Origin of the sequence: Polynucleobacter cosmopolitanus (assembly GCF_002224225.1) — a bacterium.
Taxonomy (GTDB): Bacteria; Pseudomonadota; Gammaproteobacteria; order Burkholderiales; family Burkholderiaceae; genus Polynucleobacter; species Polynucleobacter cosmopolitanus.
Genome location: NZ_NJGG01000001.1, coordinates 738,541 through 763,230, shown reverse-complemented (window position 1 = coordinate 763,230; position 24,690 = coordinate 738,541). Strand labels below are relative to the sequence as shown.

Here is a 24,690-nt window from a genome sequence, read left to right as displayed (position 1 = left end):
GAGCAATCTCCGTTTAACGAACTTGCTGTTGACGCTGCAAAATATTTGAAAACTCTTCAATGAAAGTTTCAAAACGAATCGATAAGCGATCAATATCAGCAGCGTTGCGGTTGTAGGCGACCACCGCAGGAATCGCCGCAAATAAACCAATTGCAGTGGCAACCAGTGCTTCAGCAATACCAGGAGCAACGCTGGCCAAAGTGGCTTGTTGCACATTGGCCAAACCCCGGAATGAGTTCATGATGCCCCACACAGTTCCGAACAAACCAATGTAGGGTGATACAGAACCAACCGAGGCTAAGAAAGGCAAGTTAGCCTCCAAGGTATCCATCTCACGCTGGTAAGCAGCTTTCATGGCGCGTCGCGCTCCATCAATCTCTTTACACTTTAAAAACTCTTGCATACCGCTTTCAAAGATGCGCTCAAGACTGGCTGATTGGTCTTTATTGCGCATAGCACCTTGAAGCAAAGTATTCAAATCACCACCCGACCAAAAGTCTCTTTCGAAACGTTCCGTTTCTTGACGAACCGCTTTAAGAGCCATACCTTTTCTAAAAATAATTGTCCATGAGGCCACTGACAGACCGACCAATAACAACATGACCAATTGCACCAAAATACTGGCGTTCAGAATCAAGGACAGAATTGATAAATCTTGAGTGGCTTGCATGAGCGTTAATTTCCGTAGGGTTGAGCTTAGGGTTAAATGTAGTGATCCGTTTAATTACTTGCGATGAACAGCCAAAGGACCAGAGGCTTGACACGCTGGCATCATTTCAATGACGTTGATGTTCACATGCGCTGGCAATGTTGATGCCCAATAAACTGATTCAGCGATATCAGTCGCGGTCAAAGCTTGGACGCCGTCATAGACTTTTGATGCTTTTTCATCATCGCCTTTGAAACGCACGTTTGAAAACTCTGTGCCGGAACATAATCCTGGTGATACATCCGTCACGCGCACAGGTGTACCCAATAAATCAGACTTGAGATTCAAGCTAAATTGGCGCACAAATGCTTTTGTGCCACCGTAAACGTTGCCACCTGGATAAGGGTAACGACCAGCAATCGAGCCCAAATTGAACACATGGCCAGCACCACGCTCGACCATGCCTGGCAAAAATGCGCGTGTCATGTACATCAAACCTTTGATATTGGTATCAACCATCTGCTCCCAGTCATCTAAATCAACTCGTTGAGCCGGCTCTAAACCAAGAGCTAAACCAGCGTTATTCACCAAAACATTCACCCCTGCAAAGTCTTTTGGTAGTTTTGCGGGCAATGCAAAAACCATGTCTTTATTGGTCACATCCAAAATTTCAGTGTGTAAACGGGCTTGCTGATCGGCTGGCAAAGATTTTTTTAAGGCTTCTAGGCGGTCTGCGCGACGCCCTGCCGCCACTACTTTATGGCCTTCAGCCAAATAACGCTTGGCGATCGCTTGGCCAAAGCCTGCGGTGGCACCTGTCACTAATACTGTCAACTTAGTCATTTTTGGTCTCCTTACTGGTTTTTTTGTATCATTTAGGTCTGCAGAGTTTAGCGTATGCTAGCTACAAATTACTTGATCCTCATAGAAAGCCCTCATCATGTTCCAACGCAGTCAAACATTGGCCAAAACTGATCCCGCATTGTGGGATGCCATCCAAGCGGAAAACAAGCGTCAAGAAGACCATATCGAACTGATTGCCTCAGAAAATTACACCTCTCCAGCGGTTTTAGAGGCTCAAGGCTCTCAATTAACCAATAAGTATGCTGAAGGCTACCCTGGCAAGCGTTATTACGGTGGCTGCGAGTATGTAGACGTTGCCGAACAATTGGCGATTGATCGTTTGAAACAGATTTATGGCGCTGAAGCAGCCAACGTTCAACCTCACTGTGGCGCATCTGCCAACGAAGCGGTGTTTTTGGCATTTTTGAAGCCTGGTGACACGATTCTAGGTATGAGCTTGGCCGAAGGTGGTCACTTAACTCACGGCATGGCTCTTAATATGAGTGGCAAGTGGTTCAATGCCATTTCTTATGGCTTGAATGCCCGTGAAGAAATCGACTACGACGCAATGGAGCGTTTGGCGCGTGAGCACAAACCAAAATTAATCATTGCTGGTGCATCTGCCTACTCACTGCATATCGACTTTGAGCGTTTTGCCAAAGTTGCTAAAGAAGTGGGCGCGATTTTCTTGGTGGATATGGCGCACTACTCTGGATTGATTGCTGCGGGCGTTTATCCAAACCCAGTGCCTCACGCAGACATCGTGACATCTACAACGCACAAGAGTTTGCGCGGTCCTCGTGGCGGCATCATTTTGATGAAAGCCGAGCACGAGAAAGCCATTAACTCAGCCATCTTCCCTGGCTTACAAGGTGGTCCATTGATGCACGTGATTGCTGCTAAAGCAGTCGCTTTCAAAGAAGCTTTAGAGCCAAGCTTTAAAGAGTACCAAAAGCAAGTATTAGTGAACGCCAATGCAATGGCACAAACATTGATCAAGCGCGGCTTGCGCATCGTTTCTTCAGGAACACAATCACACGTGATGTTGGTGGATCTTCGTGCTAAGAAAATCACTGGCAAAGAAGCTGAACGTGTTTTAGGCGAAGCGCACATCACATGTAACAAAAATGCGATCCCTAACGATCCTGAAAAACCATTTGTGACAAGCGGTATTCGTTTGGGCTCACCAGCAATGACAACCCGTGGCTTCAAAGAAGCTGAAGCGATGCAAGTGGCGAACTGGATTGCCGATGTTCTAGATAATCCTAACGACGCTGCCAACATTGCCAAAGTTCGTGAGCAGGTATCAGCTCTCACCAAACGCTTCCCTGTTTACAGCAACTGATCCAGGGAATAAAAGAAGCTCATGCATTGTCCTTTTTGCAAACACTCAGATACACAAGTTCTAGACACTCGCGTATCAGAGGAAGGCGACGTCATTAAACGACGTCGTCGTTGCGAAAAGTGCGATAAACGTTTTACAACGTATGAGCGTCCTGAATTGGCACTCCCAGCCATTGTTAAAAAGAATGCCAGTCGCGTTGAATACAATCGCAGCAAGATTGTTGACTCGATGGGCATTGCACTGCGTAAGCGCCCTGTTTCCGCAGAAGCCGTTGAAGAAGCGATCAGAAATATCGAAGAGCGCTTACTAGCTACCGGCGAAAAAGAAATTGCCAGCGATCGAGTTGGTGAACTGGTGATGCGCGAACTCAAGCGCCTTGATAAAGTCGCCTACATCCGCTTTGCCTCTGTCTACAAGAGCTTTGCAGACATCGAATCTTTTGAAAGCGCGCTCAAAGAGCTTAAATAATTAAGCCCACTTAAGATTTAATTTTCGATTAGACGTAGCACAATCTCTGAGGTACAAATTAATCAAGCTCTGATAAGGTATTCCAACTTCTTCAGAGATTCCCTTGAAGTATGAAATTGAGTCCTCATCAAGTCGAATAGTTATTTGTTTTTTAAGCGCAGCTGCATAACTATTTTTCTTAGCCCCAGAGAAGTCGTAGTTCTTACGCATATATTCACCTTTATGGATAAAAGTTTGCTTCCGAAGTTGTTGCCTTTCTAGCGGAAATGATCCTAATCACACTATCGTACGATCTATAGCAGTGGCACACGATAATTAATCTGGCAATTTTGCTCAATCCCAACAAAATATATCTTCGCTCTCGTTCAGAGTGATCAGGATCACTCATCAGCCTGGCCCAGTCATCATAAAAAGCAGACTTAGCCTCTTCAAACGAAACCTTATGTTTTTTAAGATTCAACAAAGCTTTCTTCTCATCCCACTCAAAGGTTATGTTTTTCATAACTATATTGTAGTTATTTTTTAATTATATACAAGAAAAAAACATGTGGCGACACAAAAAATATTTTCAGAAATTTCTTACAAGCCAATCATCCGTAGCTGATTTTCAAGAAGATTCTGCCTTGGCATCATTGATTGATGTCATCCACCACATCTTTCAATCCACTCGGATTCACCTTTATTGAAATTTTGATTGCGCTCAGCCTATTGAGTGGCTCTTACTTTGTCATTTTTTCCACACAACAATTTCTTGCCAGTCACTCTCTTAAATTGGAGACCCAATTTCTAGAAATTCTGCGAGCGAGTGATGATCACGAATTAGAAATCGCTCTGATGGATGAGGACCATCAATGAATCTCCTAGAGATATTGATCAGCAGCCTCGCGGGCAGCTTGATCCTGATGAACTTGACTCAATCAGGACATCAAATCTATGCATCACTGGATCAGCAAGCAGCTAAAGTAACACTTCAAAGTGAAGCTCTGCAAGCCCTACAAATGATGGGGGAAGCCATTCAGATGGCCAGCACTCCGAAAGGATCGAAGATCCCAAGATTGATGATCAAAGACAGTGCCTCGATGAGCAATGCTCAAGCAGGTCAATTTCAGATCAGGAAAGGCTCAGCCAGCATGGACAGCTCTGATGCGTTCTTCACCACCAACAAAGAAGAAGAGATGAACTACAGAGCTTTTTTTGTGCAAATGCAAGGGCACCATCAGCAACGCGATGGCGTGCTGTATTTACAAACCAAAAATAAAAAATCTCAACTACAGAACGATGCCCTGATTGGTCATGTTCAATCAATGCAAATACAAGCAGGCTTCAAACAGAATGGTTCGATTCAGTGGTACGAGCCCTATCAAATCAGCGAGCGCGCAAGCAAAAACAATCCTCACTGGAAAGCAGTCAAAGCAATAAAAATTCATTTAAAACTTCAGAAAGGACGTCACTCACTTGAACTTGAAAAGATCTACGCCTTGCGTCACCCATCCACCAATCCATAAGTACATCGATAACTCTAGCGGCTTCATATTGATCAGCGTGCTGAGCTTTGTTCTGCTGACCACCCTATCCATAGCAGCCATCCTCAATATGACTGTCACTCAGATCAGAATACTGGGTAGTGAAAAATCATATTTAGCAAATTTCAGACTAACGGAGCAAAAGTTAATCAGTGCCGAAAAATTGATGGCTCAAGGGCTGGATGTCAATCACCTGGTTGAAACAGAGACCTTCCGACCAAAGAACTTCAGAAGCAAAGCTGGGATCAATAGTCAACATTTCAAATTAACAGCCACCACCCAAGATCAGCACAGTCGGACTGATAGTAAAACAACAATCCAAAGCATCATCAGAGTGGATGTTCCAAAAGAAACTTCTTCAAGTTCCAAGAAAGCATCTGCAACACCCAGAAAAAATGAGAGAACTGTGCAACGCCTTGAATGGAAAAAGCCTTGACTGCCTTAGCTGTTTTTACTCGATTCGCGAATCTTTCAACTAAAGGCTTTACATTGATCGAGGTATTGATCTGTCTAGGAATGATGGCAGCCATGTCAGCGATTGCTGCACATTTATTCAGCGAACAAATTGCGCTCTTACAACTGGACGAAGTCAGTTATGCATTCATGCAAGATGCGCAATTAGCCAGGCAACTATCAAGACAAACTAATCAAACTGTGACACTCAAACCACTGGGTAATGCTGAATTCAGAGACTGGTCCTATGGTTGGGAAATCACCCAAGATGTATTTTCTTCAGAAGAAGCATTTAAAACTCTCAAGCAATATTCTTTGCATGGTGGCCATTTAAAAGGTCGGATTCAGGTGGCTCAAAATTCATTGAAAGACAGTCAGCAATTCACCGACATGAGCGCACCGCATAAAGCTCGGCACATCAGCTTTCAATCAGGAAATGTAGCACTGCTTCGTAATGGCGGTTTTGTGGCCAACCGCATCATTTGGCAGCACCGACAGTATCCCCATCTACAAATGCATGTCATCTTGGGTCCTGGTGGACGTTGGCGAAGCTGCAATCCCAATAGGGATAATCAAAAATGTCTGTAAAGTATTTGAATCACCTCTAAAATAAAGCATCCCATAAGCTTTCAATGAAAATTATTTATGTACACCCCCAGTGATCATGACTTCATGACCATGGCCTTGGCAGAGGCCAAGAAATCCATGTTCGTGAGTAACCCAAATCCTCGGGTTGGGTGTGTCATTGTTAAAAATAACGAAATACTGGGAGTAGGTCATACACAAGTGGTTGGCTCAGACCATGCAGAAATCAATGCGCTCAAAGATGCCAAAGCCAAAGGTAAAGATGTCACAGGTGCAACGGTGTACGTCACCTTAGAGCCTTGCTGTCATCATGGGCGCACACCTCCTTGCACTGATAGCTTGATCGCTGCCAAAGTGTCGACTGTGATTGCCGCCATGACAGATCCCAATCCTTTGGTAGCAGGACAAGGATTAGAAACACTCAGAGCCTCAGGCATTGAAGTGCGTTACGGTCTTCTTGAAAAAGAAGCCATGGAACTTAATCTCGGCTTTATCAAACGCATGACGCGAAAGAAGCCCTGGGTGCGCATGAAAATTGCTGCGAGTCTCGATGGTAAAACCGCTCTTCACAATGGCGTGAGCCAATGGATCACCAGTGCAGAGGCCAGACATGATGGTCATTTGTGGCGTGCCAGAGCTTGCTGCATTCTCACAGGCATCGGCACCGTCAAAGAAGATGACCCTCAATTGAATGTCAGAGACGTTCATCCAAAAGATATTTCCGTAAGACAACCAATGCGAATCTTGATTGATTCATTTTTGGAAGTTCCGCTCAATGCAAAAATTTTGGATGAGACCATCGGCGGTCACACGATGGTTGTTTGCGGACAAGTGGATGACGCTCACTTTAGCAAAATGGAAACTGCTTTAAAAGCCAAGAATGTCACTTTGATAAAAATGGCTGACACATCCAATTCAAAAGGCAAAGTTGATTTATCTGCTTTATTCACTTACTTGGCAGAAAAGTGTCACGTCAATGAAGTACACGTTGAAGCAGGCTTCAAACTCAACGGCTCACTGCTTCGCGAAAATTGTGTCGATGAGCTATTGATCTACATGGCACCAAAACTTTTAGGCGATGCTCAAGGCATGGCCAATCTACCTGCCCTCACAAGCCTTGATGGCGTTGATGCTTGGGATATGATCGATCATCAAACCATTGGCCATGATTTGCGCTTGCGTCTCATAAAAAAGTAACTTATAAAGAAAACCTATGTTCACTGGAATCATTCAAGCAATCGGACACATCGACACCGTTGAAAAACTCGGTGATGGCTTTCGTTTACACATCAACGCCGGAAAATTAGACATGGGTGATGTTCAATTGGGCGACAGCATTGCGCTTCAAGGTGCATGCATGACTGTGGTCTCGATGACTGACTCACATTTTGCGATTGATATCTCAGCAGAGTCTTTGGATAAAACCACGGGCTTGGATAAACCTGGTCACATCAATCTTGAAAAAGCATTGCGCTTCAATGATCGCTTGGGCGGTCACTTGGTCAGCGGACACGTCGATGGCATGGGCACGGTGACACTTTTTGAACAAGTCGAACAAATTAAAACGAATGAATCTCAAAACAATGAAGGTTCATGGCATTTGGTCATCAAAGCGCCTCTGTCTTTAGCCAAGTATTTGGCCTACAAAGGTTCAATCGTTGTTAATGGCACATCATTGACCGTCAACAAAGTTGAGGACCTGAAAGATGGCTGCCTGATGCACATCAACCTCATCCCTCACACACTTCAAAATACCACCCTTCAGTACCTCAAGGCTGGTTCTTTGGTGAATCTAGAGGTTGATTTGATTGCGCGCTATGTCGAGCGCATGTTGGCGCCCAATTAATTAACGTCCAATTGACATCTTGATGGGCCCTTTTGCTGGCCCTTTCCTCAAGGATGTAAGGAACTTTAGGGTGCGAAAAGGCTGATACATCCGTAAAAACTCGGCCTTAGCTCAAAAAAGCTTTAAAATCACGGGTCTATGCCAAGCACAACCTATTCCCTAGCCTCCACTGAAGAAATCATCGCTGACATGCGTGCCGGCAAGATGGTCGTTTTAGTCGATGAAGAAGATCGTGAAAACGAAGGTGACTTGGTGCTGGCTGCTGATCATGTCACGCCTGAAGCGATTAACTTCATGGCCAAGCATGGTCGAGGCTTGATTTGCTTGACCCTGACTCGCGAACGGTGCGAGCAACTGAATTTGCCTTTGATGGTGCGTGATAACACCGCAGCTCTTGGCACTAATTTCACGGTATCGATTGAAGCAGCTGAAGGTGTTACCACCGGTATTTCTGCTGCTGATCGCTCCCACACAGTCAAAGTGGCGGTTGCTCCAACAGCCAAACCCCGCGACATCGTGATGCCTGGTCATATTTTTCCACTCATGGCGCAAGCGGGTGGCGTTTTGGTTCGCTCTGGTCACACTGAAGCAGGTTGTGACTTAGCTGAGCTTGCAGGGTGCAGTCCAGCCGCTGTGATTTGTGAAATCATGAAAGACGATGGCGAGATGGCTCGCTTGCCTGACTTGGTTGAATTTGCCAAAGCGCATCAATTAAAAATTGGCACCATCGTTGATTTGATTCATTACCGCAGTCGCAATGAAAGCATCATCAGCCGTCAAGGCACTCGCGTATTCAATACCCCATGGGGACCTTTACAAGGCATTGCTTATAAAGACAGTCCAACGGGTTGTGCGCACTTGGCCTTGATCAAAGGTCAACCAAATCCAAACCAAGAAACCTTGGTGCGTGTACATGAACCCGCCACCATTCTTGATTTACTTGAAACAGAATCTGCCAGTCATTCATGGCCTGTGACTCAAGCGATTAAAACCATTGCTGAAAGTGAAACTGGTGCGATCGTCTTATTGAATTGCGCTGGCACAGCTGCCGTGAACACAGATGCTTGGTTCAACCAATTGGGTAAATTGGATGGCATTGCCCCAATGAACCCTCAAAGAAAAACTGATTTCCGCACCTACGGTATCGGAGCGCAAATTTTGAAGGATTTGGGCATCCGTAAAATGAAGTTATTGGCCAAGCCAGGTAAGTTACCAACGATGGCCGGCTACGACTTAGAGGTCACCGGACATTTGCCATATCAAGCAACATAATTAGTTTTAGCGATTTTTAGTTTTATCACCGCCACACACAAAGGTTCACATGCCACTAACTAACATTGATCGAATTGAAGCAGACTTAAACGGTCAAGACCTTTGCATCGGTATTGTCCAAGCGCGTTTTAATGCCCCTATCTGTGAGGCTTTAACAGAGGCTTGCGTGAAAGAATTATTGGCTCTTGGTGTTGCTGAGCCTGATATTGTGATCACAACTGTTCCAGGCGCTTTAGAAATTCCTCTAGCACTTCAAAAACTCACTGAGAGTGGCGAGTTTGATGCGCTGATTGCTTTGGGTGCCGTGATTCGTGGTGAAACTTATCACTTTGAACTTGTTTCAAATGAATCAGGTGCTGGCATCTCACGCGTTGGTCTTGATTACGGTATTCCGATTGCTAACGGTGTTCTTACTTGTGAAACAGATGAACAAGCTCAAGCACGTGTTCTTGAAAAAGGTCGTGATTGTGCTCGCACTGCTGTTGAAATGGCCAACCTATCCATTGGCTTAACACCTGATGATGAAGTTGAAGAAGACTAGTCAATACTCAATAAAAAAATATTTAGCAGCTTATGAACTTTGATCCCCAACAACTCAATAAACCGATTTCATCTGTCACGGTGAAACGGTCTTTGACGCCACGTCGTCGCGCACGCGAATACGCATTGCAAGGTGTCTATCAATGGTTGGTGATCAAAGCAGCTGGTGGTTTTTCAGACTACGCCACGATTGCCAAGCAACTCGGTGAAGACCCTGGTTTTAAAAAAGCTCAAAAAGAATTATTTGATCATTTATTTTCTGGGGTGGTGAACCACTATGACACCCTTGAAAACCACATCAAGCAGCACATCGATCGCCCAATGGAAGAGTTGTCACCCGTTGAATATGGTGCCTTACTCATTGCTGCATTTGAATTAGCTCAAGATATCAGCGTACCGTTCAAGGTGGCCATTAATGAGGCTGTGGAACTTGCTAAGGTATTTGGTGGCACGGATGGCCACAAGTATGTGAATGGTGTTCTGGATAAGTTGGCCCAACAACTTAGACCACATGAGATGCCGCGCTGAGCTACAGCTCTGAACTGAACTTCAATTGTTGTAAATTAATAAAGACTCTGGCCCAAACTAGCTACTCTCAAAGCAGCAGCCTGTCTTAAACGATCTCTTTCAGCCAAAACCTTTTCGCCGTAACCACCATCACTGATGAAGATGGATGAGGCACCAACATACAAACGCAATCCTGCGTTCAAAGAACCACCTTTGGCGATGTATTCACGAAGAATCAAAGAACCCACACGCATATTGGCATCTGGATCTAAGGCTGCTTCATGTCCGCCAAATAGCTGGAATTTTTCGACGTGAACCCGAGTCATGACCTGCATCAGACCCTGCGCACCCTTTTTGCTCTCAGCCAAAGGGTTAAAACTTGACTCAACAGCGGTAACAGCCAAAATCAAGGTTGGGTCCAGACCCACCTCTCGACTCACTGTCATGGCTTTATCAACAAAGTCTAGGCTGGCTGAGTGAGCAATCTTGTATTTACTGGATATGTATGAAGCAACCGCTTGACGCTCTGCTCCAGACTTAAGAATTTTAGGATCTACTGCATTTGTGTCTACCAAGCTGGTTGGAATCTTGGCAGCCTGAGGAGCCACAGAAGGAACAGTCTCAAAACCGTTCTGGAATATTTGGTATGCCCCAGTTGGAATCAGCCAAGAGGCTAATTCAACGCGCAAAGGCTGGTTCATCCACATGGCCAGCACCATGAACGAAGCTAGAACGCCCAGGGAGCTCATCACGCCCTTGAACTTTGCTTTGGCAATAGAAAGCAAGTCAACGGGCGCAGAGCTAGCTCTGTCCTGTATGCCTGTGATAACCATCTTCAAAGTGTTTGTATTCATTTCTACCTTCTTAAAAAGTGTTTCGTTCACTGATTCAAAGTAAAGCATCCAACTGAAGCATTGAAATTTGTGCACTGCAACATCTCTTTGAGTTGATGCATATTAGGAAAGGTTATATACACTGTCAAGCATATAGAAAATTATTTACACTATTTTTAGTTATTAAAAGACTGTATAAAGAATCATACCCCCTGTGGATAAGGTGGGTGACTCATTGACGTATAAGGGTAAATTTTATGTTAGTGACCACTAATTTTATATTCTGAAAAAACTATATTTAGTGATTTTTTTTGATTAAAAACCATAGATTGATTCAGCATTCTGCAAATATTAGGGTTTTAACTTATCCTCTCCAACGGCAGTCAACAAGAAAACTCATTGCCGAATCAAAGCTTCAGAATCAAACAAAGATTAAGCAAATAAGGAGGCACTTGATAAATTAGGGCAAAATCAAACCCTATGACAAAACAATTCTTCGATGTAAACAATCCAGCCAATCAACAAATCATTGCTCAAGTCCCTAATATGACCGCAGCAGATGCTTTGCGTGCAGTTGATCAGGCGCACGCAGCACTGCCCGCCTGGAAAGCAAGAACTGGTAAAGACAGAGCACAGCTATTAAGACGCTGGTTTGACCTCATGAACCGCGATGCTGATCGCCTGGCCCGCTTAATGACTGAAGAACAAGGCAAAGCATTGATGGAAGCCAAAGGTGAGGTCAACTACGCAGCCTCTTTCATTGAGTGGTTTGCCGAGGAAGCCAAGCGCGTGATGGGCGCCATTCCTGCCAGCCCTTGGTCGGATAAACGCATGATGGTCCTCAAGCAAGCAATTGGGGTGTGTGTCTCTATCACCCCATGGAACTTCCCTTTGGCCATGATCACCCGCAAAGTTGCTCCAGCCATTGCTGCTGGTTGTACGATCGTGATCAAACCTGCTGAACAAACACCCCTGTCAGCTCTGGCACTGGTAGAACTAGCTAAAGAAGCCGGCATCCCGGATGGCGTGATCAATCTCGTAACAGCCGATGGGAAGAACTCCATCGAGATTGGTAAAGCACTTTGCGACTCTCCATTGGTTCGCCACCTTTCTTTCACCGGCTCAACCCCGGTGGGCAGAATTCTGATGGAGCAATGCGCCCCAACCATTAAAAAGGTGGCGCTTGAACTGGGTGGCCATGCCCCCTTCATTGTGTTTGAAGACGCTGACTTAGATGCAGCCGTCAGTGGCGCTATGCAGTCCAAATACCGCAATGCCGGCCAAACCTGCGTTTGCACCAACCGTTTTTACGTTCACGAAAGCTTGCATGATGCATTCGTCGAAAAACTCACTCAAGCCAGCAAGGGCTTGGTCATTGGCCCAGGATTAGATAAAGGCGTTCAATTAGGGCCTTTGATTGATCAGCAAGCCATTGATAAAGTTGAACAACACGTTCAAGATGCGGTTGCCAAAGGCGCCCGACTGATGACTGGTGGCAAGCGCCATGCTTTGGGTAGCACTTTTTATGAACCGACTGTTTTAGCGGGTGTTAAAAAAGGCATGTTGATCACAGAAGAGGAAACCTTTGGCCCAGTGGCCGCAGTGATTCCCTTCACTTTAGAGTCTGAAGTGATTCAAATGGCCAATGACAGCGAATTCGGCTTGGCCTCTTATTTCTATAGCAAAGACATCAGTCGCATTTGGAGAGTTGCTGAAGCTTTAGAATTTGGCATGGTCGGCGTGAACACCGGCACAATCTCAAGTGAAGTGGGGCCTTTTGGAGGTGTCAAACAATCAGGCCTTGGCAGAGAAGGCAGTGTCTGGGGAATGGATGAGTACTTAGAAATGAAATACGTTTGCTTGGGGCTCTAGATCAAGCGCAAGCTCAGCAAACAATTAGAAAGAATATTTTTATACTCTCTTGAACACCAAATCCCAAACCCCGTGCCCAAGACGAATCCCTCGATTCTCAAACTTGGTCACTGGGCGGTAAGTCGGACGTTCCGCATACCCACCTGCTAAGACACCCGTATTTACCAAAGTAGGCTCTGCAGATAACACTTCCATCATCTGCTCAGCATATTCTTGCCAATCGGTGGCCAAGTGCCAATAGCCACCTGGTTTAATTCGACTACTTAATAGTGATACAAATTCTGCTTGGATCAAACGGCGCTTGTTGTGGCGTTTTTTATGCCACGGGTCCGGAAAGTAAACATGAACACCATCTAAAAAAGATGCTGGGATCATATTTTCAACAACCTCTACGGCATCATGGCGCATCAACCTTAAATTAGTTAGCCCTTGCTCACCTATTAACTTAAGTAATGCCCCCACTCCTGGCTCATGAACCTCAATGGCTAAAAAATCATCGGCTGGCCTGGCTGCAGCAATCTTGGCGGTGGTCTCCCCCATGCCAAAACCTATTTCAAGAATTTTTGGTCTTGGCGTCTCATTTGAATCAGCAGGATTAGATTTAAAACTTTTACCCCAATCAATTGCTTGAGCTGTGAAGGGTAGTAAAAATTCAGGGCCCAGGATTTCAATGGCACGAGCTTGGCCAGGGGTCAAACGTCCTGTGCGCAAAACAAAAGACTTGATGCGATGCAAGTAATGCTCAGAGTCCTTAGACTCTTTAGCAAAAGCTTCTTTGGCTTGATCAAAAGATTGATGTAAACGCGGAGATTCTGAATTCTTTTCTGACATGCGCTTATTTTAATCTCCTGAGCCACATCGCCTTTCATCCTCACTCTAAGACCGATCTCATTCCCCATAGAGCTAATGATTTATACTTATGACAATTATTAGAGATTTGTCATATTTTGTTTAAAAAGAAAAAACCGCGCGCTGAAGGAATGGAGAGCTTTGATACCTTGGTGGGTAAAAGCTCAGTGATCCATGGTCGTATGACTGTGCACGACAGCCTGCGCATCGACGGCAAAGTATTCGGCAACCTAGAGCCAGCAGACAAATACCCTTGCTCCATTGCTGTTGGTCCAAGCGGAGTTGTCACTGGCAACATTCACTGCAACAAAGCTTATATCGCTGGCAAAGTGATTGGTAATATTTTTGCCAAAGAATTAATCTTCTTATCTGATTGTGCCGTGGTTCACGGAGATATCAGCGCTGAAGCATTCACCATCGCCACTGGTGCAGTGATTGAAGGCACGATGCTTCAAGCCAATCGTAAAGTTAGAAACCCACAATCAAATCAGCTTCGCTCTAGTACTAGCGCAAGCAGCATGACCTCGGTTTAAAACTAATGTGACCACTGGACGACGCCCGTCCAAGCAGTTAACAAAACTAAAACTCCAAAAATAATTCGGTACCAAGCAAAGATCCTGAAGTCATGGGTGGCCACATAACGGATCAACCAACGGATACACACAAAGGCAGACACGAAAGAGACTGCGAAGCCAATGCCCAAGGTTGGACCAAAAGTACTCCATGAAGCATCGCCTAAAACATGACGCAGCTTGATTAATTCATAGAGTGTTGCGCCTGCAATGACTGGGATGGCCAAGAAGAAAGAAAACTCTGTGGCAACTTTTCTTGGCAAACCAAACAACATGCCACCAATGATGGTTGCACCAGAACGAGAAGTTCCAGGAATCAAAGCAGCGCATTGCGCTAAACCAATCTTCAATGCATCACGCCAATTGAGATCATCCACACCGTTAATGTCTCGAGAAATCAACACACCATCACCCGCATCAGACTCTAACTTCTTTTGACGAGCCTCCGCCCAAAAAATAATGAAGCCGCCCACAATGAATGCTGTGGCCACAGGAATCGGAGAAAACAAAGCACTTTTAATGTATTTGCCAAATAACAAGGCCAAGACAATCGCTGGAATCGTGGCGATGATGACATTCACGGCAAAACGTTGTGATGCTCTTCTTGAAGCAATCCCAGTGACCACGCTGATGAGTTTTTGTCGGTACTCCCAACAAACTGCCAAGATCGCACCAAACTGAATGATGACCTCAAAAGCTTTGCCTTTGTCGTCATTGAAATCCAATAGGTCACCCACCAAAATCAAATGACCCGTTGATGAAATCGGCAAAAACTCAGTAAAACCCTCTACCAAGCCCAAGATGACTGCTTTAAGAATTAAATAGATATCCATGGCGTGATAATAAACAATTAATTTGTCACAAAGATCTTTGATTAGCCGACTTTTTTAAAGCACTTTTTAAAATAGTCGCGACTATTTTAAAAAGTGCTTTACTTTAGTCGGATCGCCGCCCATCACGATCGATGATATTTCAAAGACTTACTCATACCTCAAGGCTTGTATTGGCTGCATCGATGAAGCTTTACGAGCCGGGTAGTAGCCAAAGAAAATACCAATCACCGCAGAAAAGCCCACTGCCAAAACAATCGACAAAACAGAAAGTTGCACTGGCCATTCAGCCAACTCAGCAACGAGCCAAGTTCCCAGACCTCCTAATAGGATCCCAAGCACACCACCAATGGTTGACAGTGTGATGGCCTCCACCAAGAATTGCGACAAAATATCTTTGCCTCTGGCACCAACAGCTAAACGCAAACCGATTTCTCGAGTTCTTTCTGTGACCGAAACCAGCATGATGTTCATGATGCCAATACCACCCACCAGCAAACTAACAGATGCAACCGCTGCCAATAGGATGGCCATGACTTTACTAGCAGCTTCTTGAGCTTGAAGTATTTCTGTCAAATTACGCAAAGAAAAATCGTCGGGTGTATTACCGGTTAATCGATGGCGTTGGCGCAAAAGTTCTCTGACTTTCTCTTCAGCCTCTTTCATATCAGCACCATCTTTGGATTTGATAAAAATAGAACTGACTCGTCCAATGCGGCCCTGTAAAGCGCCAAAAATTTTATTGCGTGCGGTTGTTAAAGGAATGATGACGATGTCATCTTGATCCTGCCCCATCATGCTTTGACCTTTGCGCTCCAGTAAACCAATCACCGTGAAAGGCACACCGCGCACGCGGATGATTTGATCCACTGGGTCACTGTCACCAAATAATTCTCTGGCCACTGTTTGGCCAATGATGGCCACCTTACCTGCACCAGACATTTCACCAGCTTCAAATAAACGACCGCTGATAAGCGCCCAATCACGCGCCTCAAAATACTCTGGCGTGGCTCCAACAATGGCAGCCAACCAGTTGGAGTTGCCCCACACAATTTGTCCACTGCCACGTTGCGTAGGCGCTGCCACTTGTATTTCTGATATTTCTCGCATGACAGCCCAAGCATCTTCTTCAACCAAAGTTTGTGCTGTACCCGTGCCACCACGCACCCCGGCAGTTGTCACTGAGCCTGCCCAAAGAATCATCAAGTTAGAACCCAAACCTGCAATTTGTTCTTTCACTCGTGCTTGCGCACCACTTCCTACTGCAATCATCACAATCACTGCAGCCACACCGATGATGATGCCCAGCATCGTGAGACCCGAGCGTAGCTTATTGACCTTGAGGGCTTGAAGAGCGATGGATAAATTCAAGAGAGTCCTCCAAGAGAACTAACTTTTTTGTTAGGACTGTCATCAATGACCTTGCCATCCTTGAATGTAATCGTGCGCGATGCATAAGCGGCCACATCAGACTCATGAGTGACCACCACAACGGTCATTCCTTGTTGATTGAGTTGCGTCAAGAGCGCCATCACCTCAGCACTGGTTTTAGAATCCAATGCCCCGGTAGGCTCGTCCGCCAAAATTAAATCAGGATCATTGACCAAAGCTCTGGCAATGGCCACACGCTGCTGTTGACCACCAGAAAGTTGTGCAGGTGTATTGAGTAAACGTTCACCCAAACCCACCTGCTCTAAGCGTTGCTTGGCATGTTCGTAACGTTGCTCTTTACTCAATTCTGCAAGAGGACCGACTCTGGCATACAACAAAGGCAAGGCAACGTTTTCAATGGCTGAAGTTCTGGCCAAGAGGTTGAATTGCTGAAAAATAAAACCAATGCGCCGATTGCGTAAATCTGCCAACTCATCGCTGGACATATTAGCGACATCTTCACCGCCCAAATCATAAGAACCACTGCTTGGCTGATCCAAACACCCAATCATGTTCATAAAAGTTGATTTACCCGATCCAGATGCACCAACAATTGCAACAAATTCGCCTTGCTCAATGGTGAGCGACACATCATCCAAAGCGTGAACTATTTGCTCACCCACGCCATAGGTTTTCACCAAATGATGGGTTTTGATCAATGTCATGCTCTTGGTCTTTGTCAGTCTTTAGAAAAGTCGCGGACCCGATGGGCGACTTGCACCTGCTTTGCCTGCACCACCAGAAACGCCGATGATGACCAAATCACCAATCTGCAGGGTTGCTGCTGCATCTTCGCCTGGCAATACCTCGCTGGCATTACCATCACTCAAACCCACACGAATGGTTTTTTGAACAGGCTTGTCTTTTAAGCCTGATTTTTCTAACACCCAAACTTTACGCGTGGTCACTTTGACATCTCTGATGGCCGAAGGCTTACCCATCATTGGCGCAGATGCTGGTGAAGATCCTGTCGCACCTGAACCTCTAGATGGATTGGCTGATTCATTCTTTGCCACGCCACTGGTATTGGGCATCTTGAATCGCAAAGCAGCATTCGAGATACGTAGAACTTTTTCTTTTTGCTCTGTGATGATCGAAGTATTGGCGGTCATTCCTGGCAACAATTTCAGATCAGTATTTTGAGCACTGAGTAAAACGGTATAAGTAATCACGTTTTGCACATTGATGGGTGCCTTACGCACTTGCTTGACCTGACTTTGAAACACCTTGCTAGGAAATGCATCGACTGTGAATGTGGCGGCCATACCTTCCACAATGCGACCCACATCTGATTCATCAATGGCGGTTTCAACTTGCATATCCGCCAAGTTTTGAGCAATGATGAACAACTCTGGCGCCTGCAAACTGGCCGCTACTGTTTGACCTCGCTCGACACTGCGCTTAACAACCACACCATCCACTGGCGAACGAATCACTGTGTCATCCAACGCTTTCTTGGCCATGGTCAAAGATGCTTTGGCACTTTTATAAGCACTGAGGGTTTGATCAAAAGCTGACGGAGAAATGAATTTTTTCTCAATCAGCTTGATATTATTATCGTGATTGCGTTTAGCCAAAATGTAATTGGCTTCAGCTTGCTCAAATCGAGCTTGCCACTCACGTGGGTCAATCCGCGCAATGACTTGGTCTTTTTTCACCACATCATTGAAGTCGACATAAATCTCTTGAACCATGCCAGATACTTGCGTACCCACTTGCACTGATTTCACAGGATTCAATGTGCCACTGGCACTGATCGTTACAGCCAAAGGACCCTCTTCAATGCGAGCAGTTTTGTATTCTGGATCACTCCAACCAAAGACTGAACTCAATATCTTCCAAAGTACCCAAAATACCAAAACGACTAGAGTGAAATAAACCCCTCGGCGAAACCATGCATGGGTTTGCAAAAAGGCTTTGAATTGTTCTAGCCTTGCTTTCAATTGACTGCCAAGGCGACTCAGTAGAATCTTCATATTAGCAAGTATAGGGTTTTATAAGAAAATCCATGTGACAAAGGTCAAATTTGGCACAAGGATGGGGTTTTTCAACTGCAAATAGCTCATTTTTGATGCAAAATGATAGGATGAAATCAAATACTCTTTGCCTTCCTCAGCACTTTGCACAGAAAAAGTTGGCAATGATGCTTGCATTAGCTTTCGCAGGATCAGTGGCCAGTCTTTCAGTCTTGGCTCAAGGCTCAGTTTCTACTGTGCCACCAAGCACGGTAACCACAAGCAATCCAGCCACCCAAGTCAAACAAAATAACCCCAACACTGAAGTGTTGGATTTGCTCAGCTTGTATCGTGAAGCTGCTTTCAATGATCCTACGTTCAATGCCGCTAAATATGGCTTTATAGCTGGTAAAGAAAAACGTTGGCAAGGTCTATCAGTGCTATTGCCGCAAGTTGTTGGAACTGGTAATGAAACTAAAAATGATATTTACAACCAACGAACTGGCAATCGTCGCAATGACTTGATGTCTCGAGGTTGGAACGTCAAGCTCACTCAACCTCTATTTAATTGGGACAAGTTTGAGCAAGCTCGTCAAGGTGATCTCAATGCAACCATTGCAGAAGCCCAATACGCTGCTGCTGAACAAGATTTGGTGATACGCGTCACCGAAGCTTATTTCAATGTGTTAAATGCTGAAGATTCTTTAAATCTGTTCAGAAATAAAAAAGCATTGATTGCTGAACAATTAGAACAGGCTAAGCGTAATTTTGAAGTAGGTACATCGACCATTACTGATACCCATGAAGCACAATCTCGTTATGACTTAGTGGTAGCCCAAGAATTGGCTGCAGAAGCTGATTTAACAATCAAACGTGGCGCACTAGAACAAATCACTGGCAAACAAATCACCCAAGTCAAATCATTGAGTAATACTGCCAAAATTGATGTGGTGGCTAAAGATAGAAAAGTCAAACTTAAAAAAGGTGAAAAACCAAGCAAGGTCAATGTTGAAAGCGCCCTAACTGTAACTCCTGGCCAAACAATGCAAGACTGGGTCAACCAGGCCAGCGACGTGAGCTACAACATCATCGCAAGCAAACTTTCTTATGATGTCGCAACCAAAGATACCAAGCGAGCGTACGCTGGCCATGCGCCATCGGTCGACTTAGTGGTGCAACGAGGTTACGCTGATAGTGAAAGTACTCTTCCACAGGATGGAACTGCGTTCTCATCTAAAAGCTATTCGAACCAAGCCATCATTCAATTGACGGTCCCAATTTTCTCAGGTGGATACAACCAATCAGTGGTGCGAGAAAAATCAGCATTAGCCAATAAAGCATTGGCTGACTTAGAAAACACCCGCCGCTCTGTGGCTCAAACCACACGTCAAGCCTACTTAGGATTTAACAATGGTTTGGCTCAAGTAAAAGCTTACGAGGCCGCTGAGATTTCAGCATTGAGCGCTTTGGAATCCAATAAGCTTGGTTACGAAGTGGGTGTGCGCATCAACATCGACGTACTAAATGCCCAAGATACCTTGTTCACGACTCGCAGAGATCTGGCTAAGGCCCGTTATGACACCATCTTGAATGGTCTCAAGCTCAAAGCTCAAGCAGCAGTACTCAGCGATGAGGACCTACAAGCAGTGAATGCTTTGTTGAAATAAGTTATCTTGCATTATGGTGCAATTTTTTCATTCTGAAATTGCACCATAGTACAAAATCACCTATCTAAATCTGAATAATCCCTGCGAGTTCTACTAGAAAATATTCAAGCTATTCTTTTCATTAATTTACGGCTGTTACTCATAACGTAAATCTGTAGCTTATCTATAAAACTTTGGCTCTTAGGGTCCTTGGCATTGCAACTTAAAATGGCCTTTTCTAATGAATCTGGCAATTTTTCAAATAAATCCTCAGCAATCTTGATCACATAACCTCGCTGAAGATTCAGATCTTCACAAAAACCCGAGATCTCTTTAGCGCCAATCTGACCAGCTTCATATTGACCATTAACTGACATGGCCAAATTTGAAGAAATTCCTTTGTAGACCTGAGTTGACATTAAGTCATAGAAGGGTGACAAATAAAACTTACCATCAATCTTATTAATGGATAGGTTCTTGGCGTGACCATCATGATTGCCCACCATCAAATTAAAAAACAACCACTGCACCAATGACTTCATGTCATTAGCAGCATCAAAGCTATGTTTCTTAATTAGGCTTGCACAATCCACAAGACCGGGGCCCCCATCTTGCTGATACTTTCTATCAGATGTCTTGCCAAATAATTGACAAAAATCGTACTGAACCACTCTTTTAAGATTTTCTTTTTTCACTTCACCATCAAAAAATCTATCAAATCTTTTAACAACACATGATTCAGTGAATGGCTCATAAAACGTCTCTGCAACTATTAAGCCACACAAAGATGCAGTCTTCATGATGATGGCTTCATTCAAAGCTGAACGCCAAATATTTTCAAACTTAATGATTTCTGGTTTAACAATATGTGTTGATGGTGACACTCCCAATGGAAGCATCACTTGATTGTCATTGAATATTGCAATTGAAAATTTGCGCTGAGCTCCTGCAATTGAGATGCGACTTGCTTCAAGCAATCCACCGGCATTATGAATGCCGTCTTTTTGAATTTTTTTAGCTAGCTTTTCCCAAGTGGTTTTCTCGTAAGCCAGTGGTTCAACAACAGTTCCGGACGGAGTCATAACGAAACCACCCACTGTGTCACCAGCAAATTTCCACAGCAAACCAAACAAACTTCCCACCTTGTGCTGTGAAGTTAAATACTCTCTTAACTCTGCCTCAGGTAATAAGTTTTCAAAAAATGAAGTGATCATTGGACCACTTTGTACTCCAACCATTTTGGGAATACCCAATAGAGCAAAGTGATCTTTCTTTGATAACCACTCTGAGTCATACTCAAAAGACAGCGGCGATCCATCGACTATATGGCCAATCAAATCACCCTCCCAGTAAATATCTAAGGAATCCTGAGGCATCAAAGATCACCCGATGTTTTTTCTCTGATCACCATTTCCAAACCCAAAAGGTTGAGTGTGTCCAAAGTTTTTTGGAACTGAACCGTTGGTTTACCAGCCTCCAATTCAACAATGAATCGGTTACCACTATTCCCAACGCCAGCCATGTCTAATTGAGTCAGGCCCAAAGCCTTTCTTTGGGCACGCAGCAATTCACCCAAGGTTTTGGTATCAGTGATCTTAAGGCTAACTATATTACTTAACGGTAATTTTTTATGATATTTTCGCATAATCTAATATTTAGTTACTTAAAGGTAATTAAATATTATTATATACCTTGATTCTAAATATTGTTACCGAAAAGTAATAATATTTAGAATCAGTCATAAGGCCTTCTTCTTGGAATGCTTTTTAGCTGAGGCTCAGAACCACCTAAAGCCACTAAACGTCTAGCGCTTACTTTTTGTTTCAATTTAACTATCAGTGCCTTTGATAACAATAGGTAAGTCTTTAACTTATTCAATATCGATGCCATCACAAACTCTATTTCACTCACTTCAATTACCGTGGAAGAATAGAACCACACTCAAACAAAGACCGACTTGAATAAACAACAAGCCCGCCATCCACTTGATCAAATCATTTTTCATTTCATCTTGAGATTGCAGAACCCTTATCTCAAAAAGATGTAAATCTGCTTTTGTAGCTAAATGCTCAAAAGAATCTATTGCAGCTACTGTCATGGAAAAATGATGAGAAGTTATTGAGTGCAAATCTTACAACACTCAATAACCTTCTTATAAAAACTAGTATTAGTTTTTTGCCTTCAACTTAGCAAACGCCTCAGCAAAAGCAGTATTCCCTACTGGTGCAGACGAAGTCTGCTGTCTTTGACTCGAGGGTTTTAAGGAAGTCTTCGCTCCATTGTTATTGACTCTTTCGCCAGCTTGTGAACGAACCGCAGTATTCGACGGCGCAGAATCATTCAACTTCATCGTTAAGCCAATGCGTCGACGCTTCACATCCACTTCAAGCACCTTTACTTTGACCACTTGACCAGCTTTAACCACCTCATGAGGATCTTTAACAAACTTATCTGCCAACGCAGAGACGTGCACCAAACCATCTTGATGAACACCAATGTCTATGAAAGCACCAAAGGCTGCCACGTTGGTCACAACACCTTCCAAAATCATGCCCGGAATCAATTGATTGATATCTTCAACGCCATCTTCGAAGGTCGCTGTTTTAAATTCTGGTCGTGGATCACGACCAGGCTTTTCTAATTCAATCAAAATATCTTTGATGGTGACAACACCAAATTTGTCATCCACCAGTTTTTGAATCACATCATTGGCGGCAACCTTTTTGAGTAATTCTTTATTACCAATCACTTCAGTCACTGGTTGACCCAATTGTTTCAACATCTTCTCAACCAGCGGATAAGACTCGGGATGAACAGAAGATTGATCCAGTGGATTATCACCACCGCTGATGCGCAAAAATCCTGCGGCTTGCTCAAAGGCTTTATCACCTAAACGCGGCACTTCCTTCAAAGCCTCACGATTATTGAAGCGTCCCTTGCTATCCCTAAAAGCAACAATGTTTCTGGCTAAGCCAGCATTTAGACCAGATACTTTGGATAGCAATGGCACTGATGCTGTATTCAGATCAACACCCACGGCATTCACGCAATCCTCTACAACAGCATCCAAAGTTCTAGAAAGCTGGAATTGATTCACATCATGCTGATACTGACCCACACCAATGGCCTTGGGCTCAATCTTCACCAATTCCGCCAATGGATCTTGCAAACGACGTGCAATCGATACAGCACCACGAAGTGATACATCTAGTTCCGGAAACTCCAGAGCGGCTAATTCAGAAGCTGAATAAACCGAGGCGCCAGCCTCAGACACCACAATCTTCTGTAAAGTATTTTGATCACTTTTCTTTGCCGATAAAAGTTTCATCAAGTCTTTCACCAAGCGATCAGTCTCACGACTGGCAGTGCCATTACCAATGGCTACCAAAGACACCTGGTGTTTCACACACAAAGCTCCTAAGACTGCCAAAGAACCATCCCAGTCTTTGCGTGGCTCATGTGGATAAATCGTGGAAGTTTCTAGTAACTTACCTGTGGCATCAACGACCGCGACTTTACAACCCGTTCTAATTCCTGGGTCAACCCCCATCACCACTTTCGGACCAGCGGGAGCGGCTAATAAAAGTTCGTGGAGGTTGCGTGCAAAAACTTTGATCGCCTCTGTCTCAGCAGCTTCGCGCAATTGTGTGAACAATGCCATTTCTAGCGACAAAGACGTTTTTACACGCCATGTCCAACGGCACACCTCTGCTAACCACTTATCTGCTGAACGGCCCAATGACTCAATGCCTACATGCTTGGCGATCATTACTTCGCAAGGGTGAGGCACCAAAGCTTCTTGAGATTCTTCCAAACTCAACTTCAACTGCAATACCCCTAACTGACGTCCTCTAAAAAGAGCCAAGGCACGGTGTGAAGGTACCAAACGAACCGGTTCAGAGTAAGCATAGTAATCACGGAATTTTTCCTCTTCTGCCATCTCTTTGCCATCAGCAACTTTGGATGTCATTAAACCTTGTGACCACAAGAAGTCACGAAGCTTGGCTAGCAAAGGCGCCATCTCAGAAAACTCTTCAGCCAAGATATCCCTGGCACCATCCAAAGCTGTTTTAACATCAGGCACCAATGGCACACCGCCATTCACACTTTCATCACCAGCTTGAGACTTCTTAATATCTTCAGCACTGAGAGCTACATAGGCAGCTGGATCAATATTGATATATTTAACAGCTTCAACTTGAGGGTCGAGAGTAGGGTCAGCCATCAAGGCTCGAGCCAAAGGCTCTAATCCTGCTTCACGAGCGATCATAGCTTTGGTACGGCGACGAGGCTTATAAGGCAAATAAAGATCTTCCAAAGCCTGCTTGGTATCGGCAGCCCCAATAGATGCCATCAAAGCATCAGTCAACTTGCCTTGCTCATGAATTGATTTCAGAATCGCCACGCGACGCTCTTCAAGCTCACGCAAATACAGCAAGCGTTCTTCTATATTGCGCAGCTGTGTGTCATCCAAGCCACCCGTGACTTCTTTGCGATAACGCGCAATGAAGGGAACTGTGGACCCCTCATCCATCAAACCAACAGCCACCCCAATTTGCTGAGGCCGCACTTTCATTTCTGTGGCGATTTGGTTATTAATGCGCAAAGCAATCTGCTCTGCCGAAGGCAAATTTAAATCCATGGGCTTACTCAAATGATTGGGATTAATTA

28 protein-coding genes are annotated in these 24,690 nt (G+C 44.5%); 14 read left to right on the top strand and 14 right to left on the bottom strand.

The window, feature by feature from the left end; translation table 11 throughout:
• Positions 1 to 13: 13 nt before the first annotated feature.
• Together tolQ and AOC33_RS03955 are read right to left on the bottom strand one after the other, a co-directional pair.
• Complete coding sequence (gene tolQ, locus AOC33_RS03960; RefSeq protein WP_089515266.1) at positions 14 to 670, bottom strand: protein TolQ; 657 nt, start codon at positions 668 to 670, stop codon at positions 14 to 16.
• A gap of 54 nt (positions 671 to 724) precedes the next feature.
• Positions 725 to 1,483: an SDR family oxidoreductase gene (locus AOC33_RS03955; RefSeq protein WP_089515593.1), complete on the bottom strand. Its 759-nt coding sequence runs from the start codon at positions 1,481 to 1,483 to the stop codon at positions 725 to 727.
• 106 nt (positions 1,484 to 1,589) lie between these two features.
• Here AOC33_RS03955 and glyA point away from each other — a divergent pair, with 106 nt between their 5' ends.
• Together glyA and nrdR are read left to right on the top strand one after the other, a co-directional pair.
• Complete coding sequence (gene glyA / locus AOC33_RS03950; RefSeq protein ID WP_089515265.1) at positions 1,590 to 2,837, top strand: serine hydroxymethyltransferase; 1,248 nt, start codon at positions 1,590 to 1,592, stop codon at positions 2,835 to 2,837.
• Between the two features lie 21 nt (positions 2,838 to 2,858).
• On the top strand, positions 2,859 to 3,305 hold the full coding sequence (nrdR, locus tag AOC33_RS03945) for a transcriptional regulator NrdR (protein ID WP_089515264.1): 447 nt from the start codon (positions 2,859 to 2,861) through the stop codon (positions 3,303 to 3,305).
• Here the strand turns inward: nrdR and AOC33_RS03940 are convergent, their stop codons facing one another.
• Positions 3,306 to 3,515, bottom strand: a complete 210-nt coding sequence (locus tag AOC33_RS03940) for a BrnA antitoxin family protein (RefSeq protein ID WP_089515263.1) — start codon at positions 3,513 to 3,515, stop codon at positions 3,306 to 3,308.
• Between the two features lie 10 nt (positions 3,516 to 3,525).
• Positions 3,526 to 3,807 carry a BrnT family toxin gene (locus AOC33_RS03935; protein WP_089515262.1) on the bottom strand — a complete coding sequence of 94 codons (282 nt, stop codon included), beginning with the start codon at positions 3,805 to 3,807 and terminating at the stop codon, positions 3,526 to 3,528.
• 137 nt (positions 3,808 to 3,944) lie between these two features.
• On the opposite strand from AOC33_RS03935, the gene AOC33_RS03930 reads away from it, so the two are divergent.
• The 9 genes from AOC33_RS03930 (at position 3,945) to nusB (ending at position 10,052) form a co-directional block, all read left to right on the top strand.
• The gene (locus AOC33_RS03930; RefSeq protein ID WP_089515261.1) at positions 3,945 to 4,160 is read left to right on the top strand and encodes a prepilin-type N-terminal cleavage/methylation domain-containing protein; all 216 of its coding nucleotides are present in this window, start codon (positions 3,945 to 3,947) and stop codon (positions 4,158 to 4,160) included.
• Positions 4,157 to 4,810, top strand: coding sequence for a hypothetical protein (locus AOC33_RS03925; protein ID WP_089515260.1), 654 nt, complete (start codon positions 4,157 to 4,159; stop codon positions 4,808 to 4,810). The genes AOC33_RS03930 and AOC33_RS03925 overlap by 4 nt, the downstream gene beginning before the upstream one ends.
• The gene (locus AOC33_RS03920) at positions 4,761 to 5,264 is read left to right on the top strand and encodes a hypothetical protein (protein ID WP_143744012.1); all 504 of its coding nucleotides are present in this window, start codon (positions 4,761 to 4,763) and stop codon (positions 5,262 to 5,264) included. Before AOC33_RS03925 ends, AOC33_RS03920 begins: the two co-directional genes overlap by 50 nt.
• Entirely contained in the window at positions 5,249 to 5,869 is a 621-nt protein-coding gene (locus AOC33_RS03915; RefSeq protein ID WP_089515258.1) for a pilus assembly FimT family protein, read from the top strand. The genes AOC33_RS03920 and AOC33_RS03915 overlap by 16 nt, the downstream gene beginning before the upstream one ends.
• Before the next feature lie 57 nt (positions 5,870 to 5,926).
• Positions 5,927 to 7,063, top strand: a complete 1,137-nt coding sequence (gene ribD, locus AOC33_RS03910) for a bifunctional diaminohydroxyphosphoribosylaminopyrimidine deaminase/5-amino-6-(5-phosphoribosylamino)uracil reductase RibD (protein ID WP_089515257.1) — start codon at positions 5,927 to 5,929, stop codon at positions 7,061 to 7,063.
• 16 nt (positions 7,064 to 7,079) lie between these two features.
• Entirely contained in the window at positions 7,080 to 7,712 is a 633-nt protein-coding gene (locus AOC33_RS03905; RefSeq protein WP_089515256.1) for a riboflavin synthase, read from the top strand.
• Positions 7,713 to 7,850: 138 nt separating this feature from the next.
• Positions 7,851 to 8,984, top strand: a complete 1,134-nt coding sequence (gene ribBA / locus AOC33_RS03900; RefSeq protein WP_089515255.1) for a bifunctional 3,4-dihydroxy-2-butanone-4-phosphate synthase/GTP cyclohydrolase II — start codon at positions 7,851 to 7,853, stop codon at positions 8,982 to 8,984.
• 49 nt (positions 8,985 to 9,033) lie between these two features.
• Entirely contained in the window at positions 9,034 to 9,525 is a 492-nt protein-coding gene (gene ribH / locus AOC33_RS03895; protein WP_089515254.1) for a 6,7-dimethyl-8-ribityllumazine synthase, read from the top strand.
• A 32-nt stretch (positions 9,526 to 9,557) separates the two neighbouring features.
• Entirely contained in the window at positions 9,558 to 10,052 is a 495-nt protein-coding gene (nusB, locus tag AOC33_RS03890; protein WP_089515253.1) for a transcription antitermination factor NusB, read from the top strand.
• Between the two features lie 35 nt (positions 10,053 to 10,087).
• Here nusB and AOC33_RS03885 read toward each other — a convergent pair whose 3' ends face one another.
• Entirely contained in the window at positions 10,088 to 10,885 is a 798-nt protein-coding gene (locus tag AOC33_RS03885) for a lytic transglycosylase domain-containing protein (protein ID WP_245835578.1), read from the bottom strand.
• A 459-nt stretch (positions 10,886 to 11,344) separates the two neighbouring features.
• Here AOC33_RS03885 and AOC33_RS03880 point away from each other — a divergent pair, with 459 nt between their 5' ends.
• On the top strand, positions 11,345 to 12,736 hold the full coding sequence (locus AOC33_RS03880; RefSeq protein WP_089515252.1) for an NAD-dependent succinate-semialdehyde dehydrogenase: 1,392 nt from the start codon (positions 11,345 to 11,347) through the stop codon (positions 12,734 to 12,736).
• Positions 12,737 to 12,775: 39 nt separating this feature from the next.
• Here the strand turns inward: AOC33_RS03880 and trmB are convergent, their stop codons facing one another.
• Complete coding sequence (trmB, locus tag AOC33_RS03875) at positions 12,776 to 13,567, bottom strand: tRNA (guanosine(46)-N7)-methyltransferase TrmB (RefSeq protein WP_089515251.1); 792 nt, start codon at positions 13,565 to 13,567, stop codon at positions 12,776 to 12,778.
• A 149-nt stretch (positions 13,568 to 13,716) separates the two neighbouring features.
• Here trmB and AOC33_RS03870 point away from each other — a divergent pair, with 149 nt between their 5' ends.
• A complete protein-coding gene (locus tag AOC33_RS03870; protein ID WP_143744011.1) occupies positions 13,717 to 14,118 on the top strand; it encodes a bactofilin family protein in 402 nt (133 codons plus the stop codon).
• Between the two features lie 2 nt (positions 14,119 to 14,120).
• On the opposite strand, the gene AOC33_RS03865 is transcribed toward AOC33_RS03870, so the two are convergent.
• The 4 genes from AOC33_RS03865 to AOC33_RS03850 all read right to left on the bottom strand — a co-directional run bounded on the left by AOC33_RS03865 (position 14,121) and on the right by AOC33_RS03850 (position 18,394).
• Positions 14,121 to 14,990: an undecaprenyl-diphosphate phosphatase gene (locus AOC33_RS03865; protein WP_089515249.1), complete on the bottom strand. Its 870-nt coding sequence runs from the start codon at positions 14,988 to 14,990 to the stop codon at positions 14,121 to 14,123.
• 147 nt (positions 14,991 to 15,137) lie between these two features.
• Complete coding sequence (locus tag AOC33_RS03860) at positions 15,138 to 16,358, bottom strand: ABC transporter permease (protein WP_245835577.1); 1,221 nt, start codon at positions 16,356 to 16,358, stop codon at positions 15,138 to 15,140.
• Complete coding sequence (locus AOC33_RS03855; protein WP_089515248.1) at positions 16,355 to 17,083, bottom strand: ABC transporter ATP-binding protein; 729 nt, start codon at positions 17,081 to 17,083, stop codon at positions 16,355 to 16,357. The genes AOC33_RS03860 and AOC33_RS03855 overlap by 4 nt, the downstream gene beginning before the upstream one ends.
• A gap of 21 nt (positions 17,084 to 17,104) precedes the next feature.
• Positions 17,105 to 18,394, bottom strand: coding sequence for an efflux RND transporter periplasmic adaptor subunit (locus AOC33_RS03850; RefSeq protein ID WP_089515247.1), 1,290 nt, complete (start codon positions 18,392 to 18,394; stop codon positions 17,105 to 17,107).
• Between the two features lie 110 nt (positions 18,395 to 18,504).
• On the opposite strand from AOC33_RS03850, the gene AOC33_RS03845 reads away from it, so the two are divergent.
• Positions 18,505 to 20,040, top strand: coding sequence for a TolC family protein (locus AOC33_RS03845; protein ID WP_180738093.1), 1,536 nt, complete (start codon positions 18,505 to 18,507; stop codon positions 20,038 to 20,040).
• A gap of 104 nt (positions 20,041 to 20,144) precedes the next feature.
• Here the strand turns inward: AOC33_RS03845 and AOC33_RS03840 are convergent, their stop codons facing one another.
• From AOC33_RS03840 to AOC33_RS03825, 4 genes are all read right to left on the bottom strand, one after another.
• Complete coding sequence (locus AOC33_RS03840) at positions 20,145 to 21,395, bottom strand: HipA domain-containing protein (RefSeq protein ID WP_089515245.1); 1,251 nt, start codon at positions 21,393 to 21,395, stop codon at positions 20,145 to 20,147.
• Positions 21,395 to 21,664: a helix-turn-helix transcriptional regulator gene (locus AOC33_RS03835; protein WP_180738092.1), complete on the bottom strand. Its 270-nt coding sequence runs from the start codon at positions 21,662 to 21,664 to the stop codon at positions 21,395 to 21,397. Before AOC33_RS03835 ends, AOC33_RS03840 begins: the two co-directional genes overlap by 1 nt.
• 267 nt (positions 21,665 to 21,931) lie before the next feature.
• On the bottom strand, positions 21,932 to 22,117 hold the full coding sequence (locus AOC33_RS03830; protein ID WP_089515244.1) for a hypothetical protein: 186 nt from the start codon (positions 22,115 to 22,117) through the stop codon (positions 21,932 to 21,934).
• Positions 22,118 to 22,186: 69 nt separating this feature from the next.
• On the bottom strand, positions 22,187 to 24,661 hold the full coding sequence (locus tag AOC33_RS03825) for a Tex family protein (protein ID WP_089515243.1): 2,475 nt from the start codon (positions 24,659 to 24,661) through the stop codon (positions 22,187 to 22,189).
• Positions 24,662 to 24,690: the final 29 nt, after the last annotated feature.